The 14,843-nt window shown below is 64.3% G+C and carries 18 protein-coding genes; 10 read left to right on the forward strand and 8 right to left on the reverse strand.

Going from position 1 to position 14,843, the window contains the following annotated elements; translation table 11 throughout:
- A partial coding sequence (locus U5A57_RS37785; RefSeq protein ID WP_321917087.1) for an aromatic amino acid lyase occupies positions 1-922 on the reverse strand: 922 nt, incomplete at its 3' end.
- 266 nt (positions 923-1,188) lie between these two features.
- Between U5A57_RS37785 and U5A57_RS37790 the strand changes: the two genes are divergently transcribed.
- The 7 genes from U5A57_RS37790 to U5A57_RS37820 all read left to right on the forward strand — a co-directional run bounded on the left by U5A57_RS37790 (position 1,189) and on the right by U5A57_RS37820 (position 5,887).
- Positions 1,189-1,947: an ABC transporter substrate-binding protein gene (locus U5A57_RS37790; protein ID WP_321917088.1), complete on the forward strand. Its 759-nt coding sequence runs from the start codon at positions 1,189-1,191 to the stop codon at positions 1,945-1,947.
- Between the two features lie 65 nt (positions 1,948-2,012).
- Positions 2,013-2,702 (forward strand): ABC transporter permease, encoded by a 690-nt coding sequence (locus U5A57_RS37795; RefSeq protein ID WP_321917089.1) that lies wholly within the window; start codon positions 2,013-2,015, stop codon positions 2,700-2,702.
- Positions 2,699-3,412, forward strand: a complete 714-nt coding sequence (locus tag U5A57_RS37800; protein ID WP_321917091.1) for an ABC transporter permease — start codon at positions 2,699-2,701, stop codon at positions 3,410-3,412. The genes U5A57_RS37795 and U5A57_RS37800 overlap by 4 nt, the downstream gene beginning before the upstream one ends.
- Before the next feature lie 35 nt (positions 3,413-3,447).
- On the forward strand, positions 3,448-4,215 hold the full coding sequence (locus tag U5A57_RS37805; RefSeq protein WP_321917092.1) for an ABC transporter ATP-binding protein: 768 nt from the start codon (positions 3,448-3,450) through the stop codon (positions 4,213-4,215).
- A 263-nt stretch (positions 4,216-4,478) separates the two neighbouring features.
- A complete protein-coding gene (locus U5A57_RS37810; RefSeq protein ID WP_321917094.1) occupies positions 4,479-4,844 on the forward strand; it encodes a hypothetical protein in 366 nt (121 codons plus the stop codon).
- 99 nt (positions 4,845-4,943) lie between these two features.
- Complete coding sequence (locus U5A57_RS37815) at positions 4,944-5,477, forward strand: AraC family transcriptional regulator (protein ID WP_321917095.1); 534 nt, start codon at positions 4,944-4,946, stop codon at positions 5,475-5,477.
- Positions 5,474-5,887: a VOC family protein gene (locus U5A57_RS37820; RefSeq protein ID WP_321917097.1), complete on the forward strand. Its 414-nt coding sequence runs from the start codon at positions 5,474-5,476 to the stop codon at positions 5,885-5,887. Before U5A57_RS37815 ends, U5A57_RS37820 begins: the two co-directional genes overlap by 4 nt.
- A gap of 40 nt (positions 5,888-5,927) precedes the next feature.
- Here U5A57_RS37820 and U5A57_RS37825 read toward each other — a convergent pair whose 3' ends face one another.
- The 3 genes from U5A57_RS37825 to U5A57_RS37835 all read right to left on the reverse strand — a co-directional run bounded on the left by U5A57_RS37825 (position 5,928) and on the right by U5A57_RS37835 (position 7,305).
- Positions 5,928-6,242 (reverse strand): hypothetical protein, encoded by a 315-nt coding sequence (locus tag U5A57_RS37825; protein WP_321917098.1) that lies wholly within the window; start codon positions 6,240-6,242, stop codon positions 5,928-5,930.
- Positions 6,243-6,393: 151 nt separating this feature from the next.
- Positions 6,394-6,585, reverse strand: coding sequence for a hypothetical protein (locus tag U5A57_RS37830; RefSeq protein ID WP_321917100.1), 192 nt, complete (start codon positions 6,583-6,585; stop codon positions 6,394-6,396).
- A gap of 264 nt (positions 6,586-6,849) precedes the next feature.
- Positions 6,850-7,305 carry a MarR family winged helix-turn-helix transcriptional regulator gene (locus tag U5A57_RS37835; protein WP_321917102.1) on the reverse strand — a complete coding sequence of 152 codons (456 nt, stop codon included), beginning with the start codon at positions 7,303-7,305 and terminating at the stop codon, positions 6,850-6,852.
- Positions 7,306-7,554: 249 nt separating this feature from the next.
- Between U5A57_RS37835 and U5A57_RS37840 the strand changes: the two genes are divergently transcribed.
- Positions 7,555-8,055, forward strand: a complete 501-nt coding sequence (locus tag U5A57_RS37840) for an SET domain-containing protein (RefSeq protein ID WP_321917103.1) — start codon at positions 7,555-7,557, stop codon at positions 8,053-8,055.
- A 22-nt stretch (positions 8,056-8,077) separates the two neighbouring features.
- Here U5A57_RS37840 and U5A57_RS37845 read toward each other — a convergent pair whose 3' ends face one another.
- The 4 genes from U5A57_RS37845 to U5A57_RS37860 all read right to left on the reverse strand — a co-directional run bounded on the left by U5A57_RS37845 (position 8,078) and on the right by U5A57_RS37860 (position 12,532).
- A complete protein-coding gene (locus tag U5A57_RS37845) occupies positions 8,078-9,217 on the reverse strand; it encodes a porin (RefSeq protein ID WP_321917105.1) in 1,140 nt (379 codons plus the stop codon).
- A gap of 149 nt (positions 9,218-9,366) precedes the next feature.
- Entirely contained in the window at positions 9,367-10,194 is an 828-nt protein-coding gene (locus U5A57_RS37850) for an ABC transporter ATP-binding protein (RefSeq protein ID WP_321917107.1), read from the reverse strand.
- Entirely contained in the window at positions 10,191-11,249 is a 1,059-nt protein-coding gene (locus U5A57_RS37855) for a FecCD family ABC transporter permease (RefSeq protein WP_415774708.1), read from the reverse strand. Before U5A57_RS37855 ends, U5A57_RS37850 begins: the two co-directional genes overlap by 4 nt.
- Before the next feature lie 44 nt (positions 11,250-11,293).
- Positions 11,294-12,532, reverse strand: a complete 1,239-nt coding sequence (locus U5A57_RS37860; protein ID WP_321917108.1) for an ABC transporter substrate-binding protein — start codon at positions 12,530-12,532, stop codon at positions 11,294-11,296.
- Between the two features lie 142 nt (positions 12,533-12,674).
- Between U5A57_RS37860 and U5A57_RS37865 the strand changes: the two genes are divergently transcribed.
- Positions 12,675-13,388: a response regulator gene (locus tag U5A57_RS37865; protein ID WP_321917109.1), complete on the forward strand. Its 714-nt coding sequence runs from the start codon at positions 12,675-12,677 to the stop codon at positions 13,386-13,388.
- On the forward strand, positions 13,385-14,833 hold the full coding sequence (locus U5A57_RS37870; RefSeq protein ID WP_321917111.1) for an ATP-binding protein: 1,449 nt from the start codon (positions 13,385-13,387) through the stop codon (positions 14,831-14,833). The genes U5A57_RS37865 and U5A57_RS37870 overlap by 4 nt, the downstream gene beginning before the upstream one ends.
- The last annotated feature ends 10 nt before the right edge of the window (positions 14,834-14,843 follow it).

The raw sequence follows: 14,843 nt of genomic DNA on the forward strand, positions 1-14,843 counted from the left end.
CGAGCAGCACCTGCGCCGCGTGGCGCATCTGGTCGAGACACGCGCCCATCACCTGCGGCTGGCAGCGCAGCGAGTACGGGTCCTGGACCTTGCCGCAGTCGCGATGCGAGAGATTGATCGCCGAGCCCTCGAGCAGCGTGCGGTAGGCCGCGGCTGCCTCGATCTGGCCGCGATGGCCGCGCAGTTCGTGAATGCGTGCGTCGAACGGCTTGACCGAGCCAGCCGCTGCATCCACGCAGAGCGCGCCCGACACGAGCGCCGTGCGGTACAGGTCTTCGATCGCAAACATGTTGTAGATCGCGAGCGCGGCGGATGCCTGCGTGCCGTTGAGCAGCGCGAGACCTTCCTTCGCCTGCAGGGCGAGCGGCTTGAGGCCGACGAGACGCAAGCCCTCCAGCGCGCTCATACGCTCGCCCTTTGCGAACACATCACCCACGCCGAGCAGCACACACGACATATGCGCGAGCGGTGCGAGGTCGCCCGAGGCGCCCACGGAACCCTTCACCGGAATTACGGGCAGCACGTCGGCGTTGAACAGCGTGATGAGCGCGTCCATCACTTCACGGCGGATACCCGAATGGCCGCGGCCCAGGCTCGACAGCTTCAGCGCCATCAAAAGGCGCACGACCGGACGCGACATCGGCTCGCCCACGCCCACGGCGTGCGAAAGCACCAGGTTGCGCTGAAGCAGTTCGAGCTGGTCACGCGGAATATGCGTGCTCGCCAGACGCCCGAAGCCCGTATTGATGCCGTAGGCGGGTTCGCCCTTCGCCGTGATCTCGGCAACGGCGCGTGCGCCGGCGTCGATGGCCGCGAAGCTGGCCGGATCGAGTTCGAGCTTCACGCCGCCGTTTTCATCAGCGCGCGCGATCTGGCGCAGTTGGGAAAGGGTCAGATGGCCGGGAGTCAGTTTGATGTTCATTGCAGTGTCAAAGTTGTCTGGACAAGGTGGAATCAGATTACCGAAGCGAGCTTGTCTATACAAGTTCAATCTGCTCCACGTATACCCGAAGTTTCGCTTCCTGACGCCTGAATTACGCCATCTTTCGATTTCGACACAGTGAAATCCCCAGGTGATAACACCGATTGCCGGTCTTTTCGACACATCGATAATTGTATAGACAACTTGCCGGGCCGAACCTCCAGTACATGACCGGGCACACGCCAACTATTCCTATCGGAGACTTCATGAAGAAACTTGCCTTGTGTGTCGCCCTCGCCCTTGCCGCCGGTGGCGCGTATGCGAAGGACTGGTCCACCATCCGCTTCGGCACCGACGCAAGCTACGCGCCGTTCGAATCGAAGGCCACGGATGGCAAGCTGGTCGGCTTCGACATCGACCTCGGCAATGAGATCTGCCGGCGCCTGAACGCCAGGTGCGTGTGGGTCGAGCAGGACTTCGACGGCATGATTCCGGGCCTGAAGGCCAAGAAGTTCGACGGTGCGCTCTCCGCGCTCACGATCACCCCGCAGCGCGAGCAACAGATCGCCTTCTCGGCCAAGCTCTTCAACACGCCCACGCGCCTCGTTGCGAAAGCGGGTTCGCCGCTGCAGCCGAGCGTCGCTTCGCTGCAAGGCCGGACGGTGGGCGTCGAGCAGGGTTCGATTCAGGAGACCTACGCAAAGCAGAACTGGGCGCCCAAGGGCGTCAACGTGATTCCTTACCAGAACCAGGATCAGGTGTATCTGGACCTGCAATCAGGGCGCCTCGACGCTGCACTGCAAGACGAAGTGCAGGCCAATCTCGGCTTTCTGAAGACGCCGCGCGGCGCAGGCTTCGCGTTCGCAGGCTCGGAAATCCCCACCGGCGCCGCTGCTATCGGCCTGCGCAAGGAAGACGCCGACCTCAAGGCGAAGATCGACAAGACGATCGCCGACATGATCAAGGACGGCACGTACAAGAAGATCGAGTCGAAGTATTTCGACTTCGACGTGTACGGCGGCTAAGCGCCGCTGGCTTCTCCTGCAACCACAAAGGGGAGCGTGGCTCCCCTGAACGAGGACATCCTTCCATGGTCTTTCAAGGCTTCGGCCCGCTGCTCCTCGCGGGCACGTGGGAAACCATCAAGCTCGCGGTGCTTTCGCTCGGCGCCGCGTTTGTGCTCGGGCTTGCGGGCGCTGCCGCGAAGCTCTCGCCCAACCGCATGCTCTCGCGTATCGGCACCGCATACACCACGCTCATTCGCGCGGTGCCCGACCTCGTGCTCATGCTGCTGCTGTTCTACAGCATCCAGATCTGGCTCAACGACGTGACCGACATGATGGGCATGGACCAGATCGACATCGACCCGTTCGTGGCCGGCGTCATCACGCTCGGCTTCATTTACGGGGCGTATTTCACGGAAACCTTCCGCGGCGCGTTTCTCGCCGTTCCGCGCGGACAGATCGAAGCGGGCTTCGCATACGGCATGAGTTCCACGCGCGTGTTCACGCGCATCCTGTTCCCGCAGATGATGCGCTTCGCGCTGCCCGGCATCGGCAACAACTGGCAGGTGCTCGTGAAGGCCACGGCGCTCGTTTCGATCATCGGTCTGGCCGACGTGGTGAAAGCCGCGCAGGACGCGGGCAAGGCCACCCAGGCGTTCTTCTTTTTCACGCTCGTGACCGGCGCGATCTATCTCGCCATCACCACGGTTTCCAATCTGGCATTGCACCGCCTCGAAAAGCGCTATTCGACCGGTGTGCGGAGGGCAGCGCTGTGATCGAACTGCTTCGTCAATACTGGCCCAACTATCTGTACAGCGACGGCTTCAACACCAGCGGCCTCGCCATTACGCTCTGGCTCCTGGTCGTCTCGATCGTAGTGGGCTTTCTGCTTGCCGTGCCGCTCGCCATTGCACGCGCTTCGCGCAACCCGTGGCTTTCGCGGCCCGTGTGGGTCTACACCTACGTGTTCCGCGGCACGCCGCTCTATGTGCAGTTGCTGCTGTGCTACACGGGCCTCTACAGCCTGCATTTCGTGCATGGCAATCCGGTGCTTGGCGACTTTTTTCGCAGTGCCATGAATTGCACGCTGCTGGCGTTTGCATTGAACGAGTGCGCCTACGCCACCGAAATCTTCGCGGGCGCGATTCGCGAAACCTCGTATGGCGAGATCGAAGCGGCCCAGGCCTATGGCATGTCGAAGACGAAGGTCTACACGCGCATCATTCTGCCTTCCGCGTTGCGGCGCGCCCTGCCCTCGTACAGCAACGAAGTGATCCTCATGCTGCACGCCACGACGCTCGCGTTCACCGCGACCGTGCCCGACATCCTGAAGGTGGCGCGCGACGCGAATTCCGCCACCTATATGACGTTTCAGGCGTACGGCATTGCAGCGGCGCTCTATGCGTCCATCGTCTTCGCCCTGATCTGGGGTTTCCGCCGCCTCGAAACCCGTGTGCTGGCCTATCTGAAGCCGCAAGGCCATTAAAGAATTTCCTGCAGTCCTGATGGAGTGAACCGAGTATGTACAAGCTGATTGTCGACGACCTGCACAAGAAGTTCGGCGAGAACGAGGTTTTGAAGGGCGTATCGCTCAAGGCAAAGGCTGGCGACGTGATCAGCCTGATCGGATCGAGCGGTTCGGGAAAGAGCACGTTTCTGCGTTGCATTAACTTTCTCGAATCACCCTGCTCGGGACGCATCACGCTCAATGGCGAGGAAATCCGCACGAGCGCCGACCGCAGCGGCACGCTGCGCGTGAGCGATCCGAAGCAGCTCCAGAAAATGCGCACGCGCCTTTCGATGGTCTTTCAGCATTTCAATCTCTGGGCGCACATGACCGTGCTCGAGAACATCATCGAGGCGCCGGTCAGCGTGCTTGGACTGAGCCGCAGCGAAGCCGAGGCCCGCGCGCGCAAGTATCTCGACAAGGTGGGCCTCGCTGCCGGTGTCGAGCACAAGTACCCGTCGCACCTCTCAGGCGGCCAGCAGCAGCGCGTGGCGATTGCCCGCGCGTTGGCGATGGAGCCCGAAGTGATGCTGTTCGACGAACCCACCTCCGCGCTCGACCCCGAACTCGTGGGCGAAGTGCTCAAGGTCATGCAAAAGCTCGCCGAGGAAGGCCGCACGATGATCGTCGTCACGCACGAAATGGGCTTCGCGCGCAACGTTTCGAATCACGTCGTGTTTCTGCACAAGGGCAAGATCGAAGAGCAAGGCGACCCCAAGGAAGTGCTCAATGCGCCGCGCAGCGAGCGGCTGCAGCAGTTCCTGGCGGGACGGTTGAAGTAAGGTCCGGGGGGCCAGTCACTCGCGGCCCGCCAGCGCATCGAGGCGTCATGCCGAACGATGCGCTGGCATCGACGTGCGGCCTCGGTTACACACCTTGTGTGCGCCGGGCCACATCTGTGCATTCGCGCAGGGCTATAGTGAAAACATGAACGGAGCGGCGCGCCATGCCCGCCTCCGCGCCACGCACAAGGCTATCCCCCGAGCGCACGCGCCACTCCATCGTGTCGAAGCAAGGCAGTAATCCGGCTTTCAGGAGACCTACCATGAAGAAGCTGCTTGCGCTCCTGCTCATCGTTCCCGCTACGGCTTTCGCAGATGCAGCGGCCTTCCCCGATGGTTCCGCGAGCCCCAGCGCGGCCGACCTCCAGCAACGCCTTTCAGGCAAGGCGTTCGACCTCAAGATTGCCGACGGCAGCACATGGCATGTGCAGTATGGCAATAACGGCGACTACGACTTCAAGTCGAGCAAAGGTTTTGCCGACCACGGCAACTGGCAAGCCGAGGACGGCAAGATCTGCAGCAAGGGCAGCAAGATGCCGTATTCATGCAACGAGGTGCGCATGAAAGGCGCTGACTTGTACCTCAAGCGCGACAACGGCGAGATTATCCAGTTCGTCGAGTCGCAGTGAGCAACGCCTGGCAGGCCCACCAGATCGCAAGGCAGTCAGCGGCTCTCGATCGCTGTTGGGCCCTAAACTACCGGCATGCCACCCATTTCAAACGAATGCATGCCGACTAGCGCACCCGCCGTCAACCACGCGCAGCCTGCCCCGCCCGACACCGAACCCCTCCAGGACCCGGCCCTGCTGCGCCGTCTGTTGCGCGCGAAAGACCGCATGGACGCCGCCTCCCACGAGGCGTGGCCAGTCAAGCGCCTCGCCGAGGTCAGCGGCGTTTCCGAAGCGCATTTCGCGCGCTCCTTCAAGCGTGCCTTCGGCCTCCCGCCGCATCGCTATCTGCTCACACGGCGCATCGAGCAGGCCACCACCCTGTTGCGCGACTCCGATCTCGACATCACGGATATCGCCTTCGCCACCGGCTGGGAGAGTCTTGGCACCTTTGGCCGCACATTTCGCGACGTTACCGGCTTGAGCCCCAGCGCCATGCGCGTTCAGGTGCGGGCCAACCTGCCCGAGATCGACCGCGTGCCCGCCTGCGTGCTCAAAGCCGCGCAGCGCCCCGACCTCACCACAGCAGTTTTGGAGAAGCGCCGGCGCGCGGACAAGGCTAAAGTGCGGCCATCCATCAAGGAGGTGACATGAACCAAGGTATCAATGTGGTGGGCCTGTACGTCGACGACCAGGACGAAGCGCTCAAGTTCTACGTCGACAAGCTGGGATTCCGTGTGCATACCGACGTGCGCAATGGCACGTACCGCTGGCTCACTGTACAGCACCCGGAGCAGCCTTCGTTCCAACTCGGGCTCTTTCTGCCCGGGCCGCCCGTTCACGACGAGGCCACCGCGCAAACGCTGCGCGCCATGGTCGCCAAGGGTGCCATGCCGCCTCTCGTGCTCGCCGTGGCGGACTGCCGTGCCAGCTACGAGCGCCTGAAGGCGCTAGGCGTGGAATTCACTCAGGAGCCTGTCGACCGCTATGGCAGCGTGGACGCCGGTTTTCGCGACCCTGCCGGCAACGGCTGGAAGATGATTCAGGCGCCGAAGCCGCAGTGACTTCGGGCAACGACGGGTGACTGCGGGTGACTGCGGGTGACTACGCGTGCGCGGCGCCGAAGGCCATGCCTTCGTCCGCGTCTTCGAAATGGTCTCGGCTTTCGGCGATTTCCTGATAGTCGATCTGGCCGTCGAGCATGACGTACTCATGTATGCGCAAGCCCGCGCACAACACGACCTCGATATTGCGATCCGTCGCCGGAAACGCGGCTTGCGGCTTGCCGTGCTGGGAAATCAGCAGAAGCTGGCTGCCCAGCCTGTCCATCACAAATAGCGTCTGCGTGACGCGCGAGGTTTGCACGCGCGTGCGATCGCCCACCAGATCCAGATACGTTTCGCCGATGTTTTTGAACATTGTTGCCTCCATTCCGGCGCAGCCCGCCGCCGACTTTCACTTACATGACAAGTCAACTATAGTGCCGAAATAAGGCAATGGCTCGCGACATCCTGTCGCAAACGATAGCTTAATGGAGCGCATCGGACTCCAGATCATTGACACGTTTGAGCTAGTCGAGTAGCGCGAACGGCGCGTGGCCGTCCATCCAGTCGTACTGGCTGGTCGGAGTCGCCCACGCCCAGTTCGACGGCGAGCGCGCTGCGGCGCTGTGGTTTGCGCGGTTCGTGCCAGTGTGTGCCACAGCGCTCGTCGCGCGATCGTGTGTGCTTGTTTCGTGGCTTTCCGCGATGATGTCTTTCATTTCGTCCCGCTCCAAGGAAAAATTAGATCCGCATGCTGAAACCGACCGTTTGCATGGCACGTTCAGCAGGTTTTCAATGTGAGGGAACGATACGGCAATCCAGAGAAGCGCTTTTTGCTTCCAATGCCATTCTTTTATGTTCAGGCGCCACTGAGCGTTAACGCCAAGGCCGCCACAAAACCGCGCTACGTCTCGCGGCGGCAGTTTGATGACAATTCAATGACTGATTGCGTGCCGGGAAGTCATGCACGGATGCGCAGGCGCTCAGGGCGTGGCGTCCCAGCCATGTGACGCGAGGATCTTGTCGAGCAAAAAGCGCAGCGCAACGCGCTCGGCCTCGTTCAGCCCGTGGTAAAGGTCGCTGTCGCGCTTTTCCAGCGTCGGGCCGATCTTCTTGAAGATCTTGCGCCCTTCGGCGGTGAGCGAAATGATGACGCTGCGCCCGTCCTTGTCGTTGCCGGCGCGCGCGAGGATCTCCTTGGCGAGCATGGCTTCGACCGTGCGGCTCGCCTGGCTCTTGTCGAGGTTGGCGCGCCGCGAGATGTCCATCACGGTTTGCGGTCCGAACGTGCCGATCGCGGCGATGATGCTCGCCTCCGGATACGGCACACCCAGTTTGTCGCGCGACATCTCGCTGCTCATACGATCGGCGATCTTGGTCAAGGCCTTCAGCCGATAGGTCAACGAGGCTTCTGCGCCTGGCTCATTCGTGCTTGCCATATGCCCACTCATGAATTGGATCGGGAAACCCGAGAAATAAACCCGGGTATGTTGCCCTGATCCTGCCCGCGAGGTCAACTGGGTGCCAGGCACGGGTCAGCAGCGGCGAGTCGAGTGCGGTCTGCTTCAACACGGTGCACGCAACGTGCGAAGGCGCGATAAGCAGCATCGACGCTCATATGCATTTTCAACACTCGCTTTCATACTGGCCGCTTATACTGCACGCGTTCAACGCGCGCGAAGATGGCCATGAGCAAACGAATGACTGTCCGGCAGTCGCCGGTGCACGGAAAAGGCGTCTACGCATTGCGCCCCCTGCGGGCCGGCGAGCGCATCTTCGAATACAAAGGCAAGATCATGAGCTGGCGCAGCGCGGCCCGGCGTTATCGTCTGCGTGAAGACGGCGCGCATACGTTTCTCTTCGGCCTGTCCGATGGCCGCGTGATCGACGGCGGCCAGGGCGGCAACTGGGCGCGCTGGCTCAATCACGCGTGCCAGGCGAACTGCGAAACCGTCGAAATCAACGGCCACGTATTCATCGACGCATGCCGCGACATCCTGCCGGGCGAAGAGCTATTCATCGACTACGCGCTCGAATTGTCCGACGACGCCTGCGAAGACACCATCCGCGAATACACCTGCCGCTGCGGCACGCCTGGTTGCCGCGGGACGATGCTCGCCAGCGCCGGCGCCAGTGTTAGCGCGGACGCCGGCGCAAGCAGCATCGTCAGCGTTGCCAGCCTGCTTTAGGTTGCGGCAGGCTGCGCCACGTCTAGAACCGGTGCCGCATGCCGATCGCAACAACCGTCTGCTGATTCGTCGACGACGCCGACTGCCCGCTGATATCCGCTCCCAGACCCGAGCCATCCGCGCTGATGTGCTGGTAGGTCGCCTGCGCATAGACGTCGGTGCGCTTCGAGAGGAAATAGTCGGCCTGCACCGACACCTCGTGCCAGCGCGGGTGATGTTCGCCGCCTGAGCTCGAAAGCGCGCCCTGGGTGTAGGTGTACACGCCGTTCAGGCTGAATTGCGGCGTGAACATATAGCTCGCGTTCACCTCGTAGTTGCTGAAGCTTGCGCCCTGCCCGTTCTGCACGAGGCCAAGGCTGTTCGCGCCGTTGATCGTGTCGAGGCCGCCGAGCTGCGTGCGCGTCCACACAAAGCCGAAGCGCGCATTGCGCGTGATGTAGTTCACGCCCGCGCCATAGGTGCGCTGCTGGGCCGCGATGAACGTGCGGTCGGTCAGCGTGAGCGCGCCGTTCGTGTTGCTGCTGCCGCCGTTGTTCGCCTGCAGGTAGCCCGTGCCGAACTCGAATCCGCCGAAATCGTACGACGCGCCAAAACTGTAGAGGCGATTGTCGTCGAACCCGCCCGCCTCGTTCGAGAAGCCGTAGAGCGCGCCGAACTTCGCGCCGCCATAGTTCGTGCTCGCGTACTTGACCGCGTTGTTCACGCGAAACGAGTTGTTGAGATTGTCGTTGTCGTACGGGTGAGCCGAGAGATTGTTGCCGCCCGGATGACGCCCCGTGAAGCTGAGCGGCGCGAGATAGTCGACCACGGAGTCGTATTGCCGGCCCAGCGTGAGCGCGCCGTAGCGATTGTTTTCGAGGCCCGCGTACGCCTGGTAGCCGAACATGCGGCCGCCCTGGCGCAGCGTGCCGTTCGTCACGCTGAAGCCGCTCTCAAGGCGGAAAATGGCGCGCGTGCCGCCGCCCAGGTCCTCGCTGCCGGTTATGCCCCAGTGGCTGCCCGTGACGTTGCCGCTGCCGGCCGCAAAGAGGCTATGGCCGCCTGCGTTGCTGTTGTACGAGAGTCCGGCGTCGATCACGCCGTACAGCGTCACACTGCTTTGTGCGTGGGCCCCGCATGCATAAGCCGCGGCGAGGGCTGCGGCGACGAGCGTCTTTTTCATTGTTTTTTCCTTCGAGTGATCACGAGTGTTGCGTGTGGCGATGGCCGCGCAGCGCGCGAACCGGCCCCGCATTCGCGCAAGGCGAATGCGGTCCGGCGTCGTGAAGACGCGCGCTGAAACGGCGGATTGAACGGGCTGGCTGGGCCGCGCTAGTGGCGGCTGGCGATGCCCTGCTGACCGGCGAGACCGTCGATCAGAACTTGAAGCTGTCCGCGCGAGCATGGCTCGATGCGCGCGCGAACGCCGAACACTTCGGCGAGGCTGTCGGCGGTGACGACCTCGGCCGGTGCGCCCAGGCGCGCTATGCGCCCTCGATGCAGCAACATCGCGCGGTCGCAGGCACGCACGGCCGCGTTGATGTCGTGCAGCACGACCACTGTGACGATCGCGCGCTCGCGGGTCACGTCGCGCAGCACCTGCATCACCTGGAACTGGTGATTGAGGTCGAGCGCGGAGCACGGCTCGTCGAGCAGCAGCACCTGCGGATCGCGCACCAAGGCCTGAGCGATACCCACCAGCTGGCGCTGCCCGCCCGAGAGCTCGTCGAGCGAGCGGCCCGCGAGCGCGGCAATCCCGAGCCGCTCGAGCACCGCATGCGCGTGCGCGATTTGCACGGACGACGCCCCGCGCGACGCGCCAAACTGCGACGCCGGATCGCGCCCCGCACGCGCGGCCACCACGACCGACTCCAGCACCGCGAGGCGCACGCCGGCCGGCAACGCTTGCGGCAGATAAACCACGCTGTGCGAGCGAGCGCCCGCGGCAGTTAGCTTGAGCGGCGCGCCATCGAGCGTGAGCGAGCCGCTGCGCGGCGCGTTCAGGCCCGCCAGCGTACGCAGCAAGGTGGATTTGCCGCTGCCGTTCGGCCCGAGCAGCGCCGTGATCTCGCCGCGCGCGAGCGGCCCGGCGCTCAATTCGCTCAACACTTCGCGCTTGCCGTAGTGCACCGAAAGCGCGTGGATCGACAGCCCGCTCATTGCGACATCCCCTGCGAGCGCACGACGATGCCGAGAAAGAGCGGAATGCCCACGAGCGCCGTGACGATGCCCACCGGAATGAGCACGCCCGGAATCAGCAGCTTCGAAGCGATGGAGGCGAGCGAGAGCATCAGCGCGCCGAGCAGCAGGCTGCCCGGCAGATAGAAACGATGATCCTCGCCGAACAGCGTGCGCGCGATATGCGGCGCGATCAGCCCAACGAAACCGATGGTGCCGACGAACGACACGGCGAGCGCCGAAAGCGCCGACACGCGCAACAGCGTGCCCAGACGCAGGCGCCGCACGTCGATGCCGAAGCTCGCCGCGCGCTCTTCGCCCAGACGCAGCGCGGTGAGCGTCCACGCGTTGCGCATCGAGAATGGCACGGCGAGCGCGAGCGCCGCTGTGAGCACGCCGATCTTCGGCCAGTCGGCGCGCGCGAGCGAACCGAGCGTCCAGAACACGAGGCCCTGCAGCGCGTCGGCGGAGGCGATGAACTGCATCAGCTCGACGAGCGCATGAAACGAGAACACGAGCGCGATGCCCATCAGCACGACGCCCGCCGTGCTCATGCCGCGCCAGCGCGCGACGAAATCGAGCATGAGCGCCGAAGCGAACGCGAACACGAACGCGTTGGCCGAAACGATCCACGTTTGCGCGACGCCCGGAATCGCCACGTCGAGCACGATGGCGAGCGACGCGCCGAAGGCGGCCGCCGCCGAAACGCCCAACGTATAGGGGCTCGCGAGCGGATTGTTGAGGATCGTCTGCATCTCCGCGCCCGAAATGCCGAGCGAGGCGCCGACCACGAGCGCCATGACCGCATACGGCAGACGGATCTGCCACACGATCACGCTAGTGGCGGGGTCCGCCGAGGCGGGCTCGAAAATCGTGCGCAGCAAGGTCGCAATGGGCAGACCCGAAGGGCCGGAGCTGAGGTCGAACAGCAGCGAGGCGACGATCAGCAGCGCGACCGCTGCGAGACACAGCACGCGGCGGCGCGTGAGGCGCGCGTAGGCGCGCATCTGGGCCTTGGCGTCGTGCGCATCGGACATCGTGTCGAGCGGCCGCGTGGCTTCTGCGGCCAGGCGCACGCTGTTCATCGCGCGGCCTGCTGCGCTTGCGCCGCAGGCAACGGCGCATCGACCCACTCCGTACCCGTATCGGGAATCGCGAGGAAGCGGCGATACAGTTCACGCTCGGTCGCGTGCACATCGAGCGTGCTGAACTGCTGCGGATAGAACCACTTCGCGAACGCCTCGATCGCGACGATGTTGTACGGCGAGTCGTAATAGTTGTGCGAAATGCCGTGCACGCGCCCATCGTGAATCGCCTTGATGGTGTCGAAGCCGGGACGCGCGACCAGTTGCGCGAGGCTCGCATCGGCATCGTGCTCGCTCGTGAGCGCGCCCACGCGCAGCGAAGCGAGGCCGGGCTTCGTGCGGCTGCCCGTGGCGATATACACGTCGGGCTGCGCCGCGATCACCTGCTCCATGCTGATGTCGCCGAGCACGCCGGGCAAGAGGCCCGCTGCGATGTTGCGGCCGCCCGCGGCATCCACGAACTCGCCGAAGTTGCCCTTGCCCGCCGTGTGGCAGCAGCCCGCGTCCCATACGCCCGCCAGCATGTCCACGAACACCTTCGGGCGCTGCGACTCGGGAATCGCATTCACCACTTGCTGCACGCGCGCGAGATGCTGCTGATAGAACTGGATATAGGCATCGGCTTCCTTCTCGCGGTGCAGGACCGCGCCAAGCAGCTTGATGCTCGGCAGCGTGTTCTGCATCGGGTGCACGCGGAAATCGACGAACACCACGGTCGTGCCGGTCGCTTCCAGTTGCTTGACGAGCGCGTTGTAACGGCTCGGGCCGTGGCCCGCCACGCTGAAAATCGCCACATCGGGCTTGAGCGCGAGCGCCTTCTCGTCGCTGATGCTGTCCTCGGTCGCCTTGCCGATCAGCGGGATCTGGCGAATTTCGGGGAAGCGCTGCGCGTAGGCCTCGTAAGTCTGCGGGTCCATGGTCGGCAGGTCGCCCTGCCAGCCCACGATGCGCGCGAGCGGCTTCTGACCCTCGAGCAGCGCGACCGCCGCAAGCAGACGGCTCTCGCCAAGCAGAATGCGATGCGGCTCGGCAGGCACCTTGACCGTGCGGCCCGCGAGATCGGTCACGACGCGCGGCGCCTGGGCCGTCTGCGCGGGCGCCGGCGTGGCGGCCTGGGCGGCGGTGGCGCCGCAGCTCAAGGCGATGGCGGCCGAAGTTGCAGCCGCAGTCGCAACGGATACGGCGCCCCGCAGCGCCACGCGGGTCAAGCCAGGGATCAATCGAAAGGTCAACATGATATATTCTGTAAATGCGAACGATTGCTATTTGCGAGCGCAACTTTAACGGTCATTTGTAATGGCGATGTGTTGAAACCGGCCGTTTTGTAATGGAATGTGTTGGGCGCGGCTTCAGTCCCGCGGCGGCAAGAGAAAAAAGATGGATCACATACTGGTCGTCGACGACGACGCCAACATCCGGCAACTGCTGCGCGACTACCTGCGCGAGATGGGCTACCAGGCGAGCGCCGCCACCAACGGCGCGCAGATGAAGCAGGTACTCGGCACCGCCCAGGTCGACCTGATCGTGCTCGACCTCATGCTCGACGGCGAAGACGGACTCGACCTCACGCGCGAGCTGCGCCGGGTCCACGACACGCCCGTCATTATTCTTTCCGCGCGCGGCGGCCTGCTCGACCGCATCCTCGGCCTCGAAATGGGCGCCGACGACTATCTGCCCAAGCCCTTCGATCCGCGCGAGCTGCTCGCCAAGATCAAGGTGGTCCTGCGCCGCACGCGCGCGGTGCCCGGAACGCGCCCCGCCGACGCGAACGCGTTCATCACCTTCGCGGGCTGGCGCCTCGACACGCGCATGAAGCAGATGTGCTCGCCCGACGGCGTGGTCGTTTCGCTAGGCGGCTCGGACTACCGCACGCTGCGCACGCTGCTCGACCATCCGAACCGCCCGCTCTCGCGCGAATTTCTGCTCGACCAGGTGTTCAGCAAGAGCATGACGCCGCTCGACCGCGCCATCGACGTCTGCGTGAGCCGGCTGCGCCAGCAGCTCAAGGATTCGGCGCGCGAGGCCACGCTCATTCGCACCGTGCGCAACGAGGGCTATATGCTCGTGGCCGACGTTGGGTACGAAGCGTGAGGCGGTTTGCTCGTTTCGCATCGAAGTTGCGCCTTTGGCCGCTTTGGCCCGATACGCTCTTCGGGCGCCTCGTCGTGATTCTCGCGGCGGGCATGTTCGCGGGTCAGTTGCTGACCAGCACGATCTGGTTCGAAACGCACGACAACCGCACGCTCGAAATTCCCGCGCGCCTCTTCGGCAGCCGTCTCGCCGATACGGTGCGCCTGATCCAGCGCGCGCCCGACGCCGCGACGCGCGAGGCGATCGTCGGCACGCTCGGCGACGACCGTTACCGCCTCAAGTGGGTGCAAGGCGCACCGCTAGCGGTGCCCGCCACGCTTTCGCTCGCGCAGCGCGCCACCGCCGGGCTGATCGAGGGCGTGATTCGCAAGCGCCTGCAAGAGCCCATCGACGTGCACCTGATCGACGCCCAGGTGCGCGACGGCGCGCGCCGCGAAGGCGGCGTGCTGAGCCTGTTCGACTCGCGCATGCCGACCGGCGACTTTCACGTGCAGCTCGAGGTGCCGGGTCAAGGGTGGCTCGATATCCACGCGAATGAGGGCCAGGCGGGCATGCATACCGAGCGCGGCGCGCTCGTGATGGATTACCTGCTGCGCATCTATGCGCTGCGCTTCGTCGCCGTGTGCCTGATCGCGTTGATTGCGGTGCGCTTTGCGCTTGCGCCGTTGCGCCGCTTCGCGGCGGCGGCCGAAGCGCTCGGGCGCAACATCTATCGCGCGCCCTTGCAGGAAACGGGGCCGCGCGAAGTGCGCAACGCGGCGCACTCGTTCAACGCCATGCAGCAGCAGTTGATCGACAGCTTTGCCGCGCGCACGCGCTTTTTGAGCGCGGTCTCGCACGACTTGCGCTCGCCGCTCACGCGGCTGCGGCTGCGCGTGGAAATGCTGCCGGACGCGGCGTCGCGCGAGCGCTTGCGCGGCGACCTCGAAGACATGGAAGGCATGGTGCGCGCCACGCTAGACGCCGTGCAGGGTGTGGAGATCACCGAGCCGCGCCAGCGCATCGACCTCGTTTCGATGCTCGAAGGCCTCGCGAGCGACGCATGCGAGCAGGGCCATCATGTGAGCGTGACGGGCAGCGTGCATGCGCCCATTCCGGGCTTTGCGCGCAATCTCAAACGCTGCCTGCAGAATCTTTTCGACAACGCAATTCGCTATGGCGGCGAAGCAAGCGTCACCGTAAGCGACGTTGAGCATGGCGTGCGGGTGGTGATCAGCGACAACGGGTCCGGCATTGCCGACACCGCGCTGCTCGAACGCGTGTTCGAGCCTTATTTCCGCGTTGATTCGCGTCACAGCGATGCGCCGGGTGGTACAGGGTTGGGGCTCACGATTGCGCGCAGCGTGGCGGCCGCCCATGGCGGCACGCTCGTGCTGCGCAATCGGGTGGCGGACGGGAGAATCGTTGGGCTCGACGCGCAGCTGGACTTGCCGAGCGGCGATTGACCGGCCACCT

Origin of the sequence: Paraburkholderia sp. J11-2, from assembly GCF_905220185.1 — a bacterium.
GTDB lineage: Bacteria > Pseudomonadota > Gammaproteobacteria > Burkholderiales > Burkholderiaceae > Paraburkholderia.

Excerpts from the sequence above, each read along its gene's own strand:
- U5A57_RS37790 (WP_321917088.1), top strand. The coding sequence starts at position 1,189 with ATGAAGAAACTTGCCTTGTGTGTCGCCCTCGCCCTTGCCGCCGGTGGC.
- U5A57_RS37795 (WP_321917089.1), top strand. The coding sequence starts at position 2,013 with ATGGTCTTTCAAGGCTTCGGCCCGCTGCTCCTCGCGGGCACGTGGGAA.
- U5A57_RS37805 (WP_321917092.1), top strand. The coding sequence starts at position 3,448 with ATGTACAAGCTGATTGTCGACGACCTGCACAAGAAGTTCGGCGAGAAC.
- U5A57_RS37810 (WP_321917094.1), top strand. The coding sequence starts at position 4,479 with ATGAAGAAGCTGCTTGCGCTCCTGCTCATCGTTCCCGCTACGGCTTTC.
- U5A57_RS37815 (WP_321917095.1), top strand. The coding sequence starts at position 4,944 with ATGCCGACTAGCGCACCCGCCGTCAACCACGCGCAGCCTGCCCCGCCC.
- U5A57_RS37820 (WP_321917097.1), top strand. The coding sequence starts at position 5,474 with ATGAACCAAGGTATCAATGTGGTGGGCCTGTACGTCGACGACCAGGAC.
- U5A57_RS37825 (WP_321917098.1), bottom strand. The coding sequence starts at position 6,242 with ATGTTCAAAAACATCGGCGAAACGTATCTGGATCTGGTGGGCGATCGC.
- U5A57_RS37830 (WP_321917100.1), bottom strand. The coding sequence starts at position 6,585 with ATGAAAGACATCATCGCGGAAAGCCACGAAACAAGCACACACGATCGC.
- U5A57_RS37835 (WP_321917102.1), bottom strand. The coding sequence starts at position 7,305 with ATGGCAAGCACGAATGAGCCAGGCGCAGAAGCCTCGTTGACCTATCGG.
- U5A57_RS37840 (WP_321917103.1), top strand. The coding sequence starts at position 7,555 with ATGAGCAAACGAATGACTGTCCGGCAGTCGCCGGTGCACGGAAAAGGC.
- U5A57_RS37845 (WP_321917105.1), bottom strand. The coding sequence starts at position 9,217 with ATGAAAAAGACGCTCGTCGCCGCAGCCCTCGCCGCGGCTTATGCATGC.
- U5A57_RS37850 (WP_321917107.1), bottom strand. The coding sequence starts at position 10,194 with ATGAGCGGGCTGTCGATCCACGCGCTTTCGGTGCACTACGGCAAGCGC.
- U5A57_RS37855 (WP_415774708.1), bottom strand. The coding sequence starts at position 11,249 with ATGTCCGATGCGCACGACGCCAAGGCCCAGATGCGCGCCTACGCGCGC.
- U5A57_RS37860 (WP_321917108.1), bottom strand. The coding sequence starts at position 12,532 with ATGTTGACCTTTCGATTGATCCCTGGCTTGACCCGCGTGGCGCTGCGG.
- U5A57_RS37865 (WP_321917109.1), top strand. The coding sequence starts at position 12,675 with ATGGATCACATACTGGTCGTCGACGACGACGCCAACATCCGGCAACTG.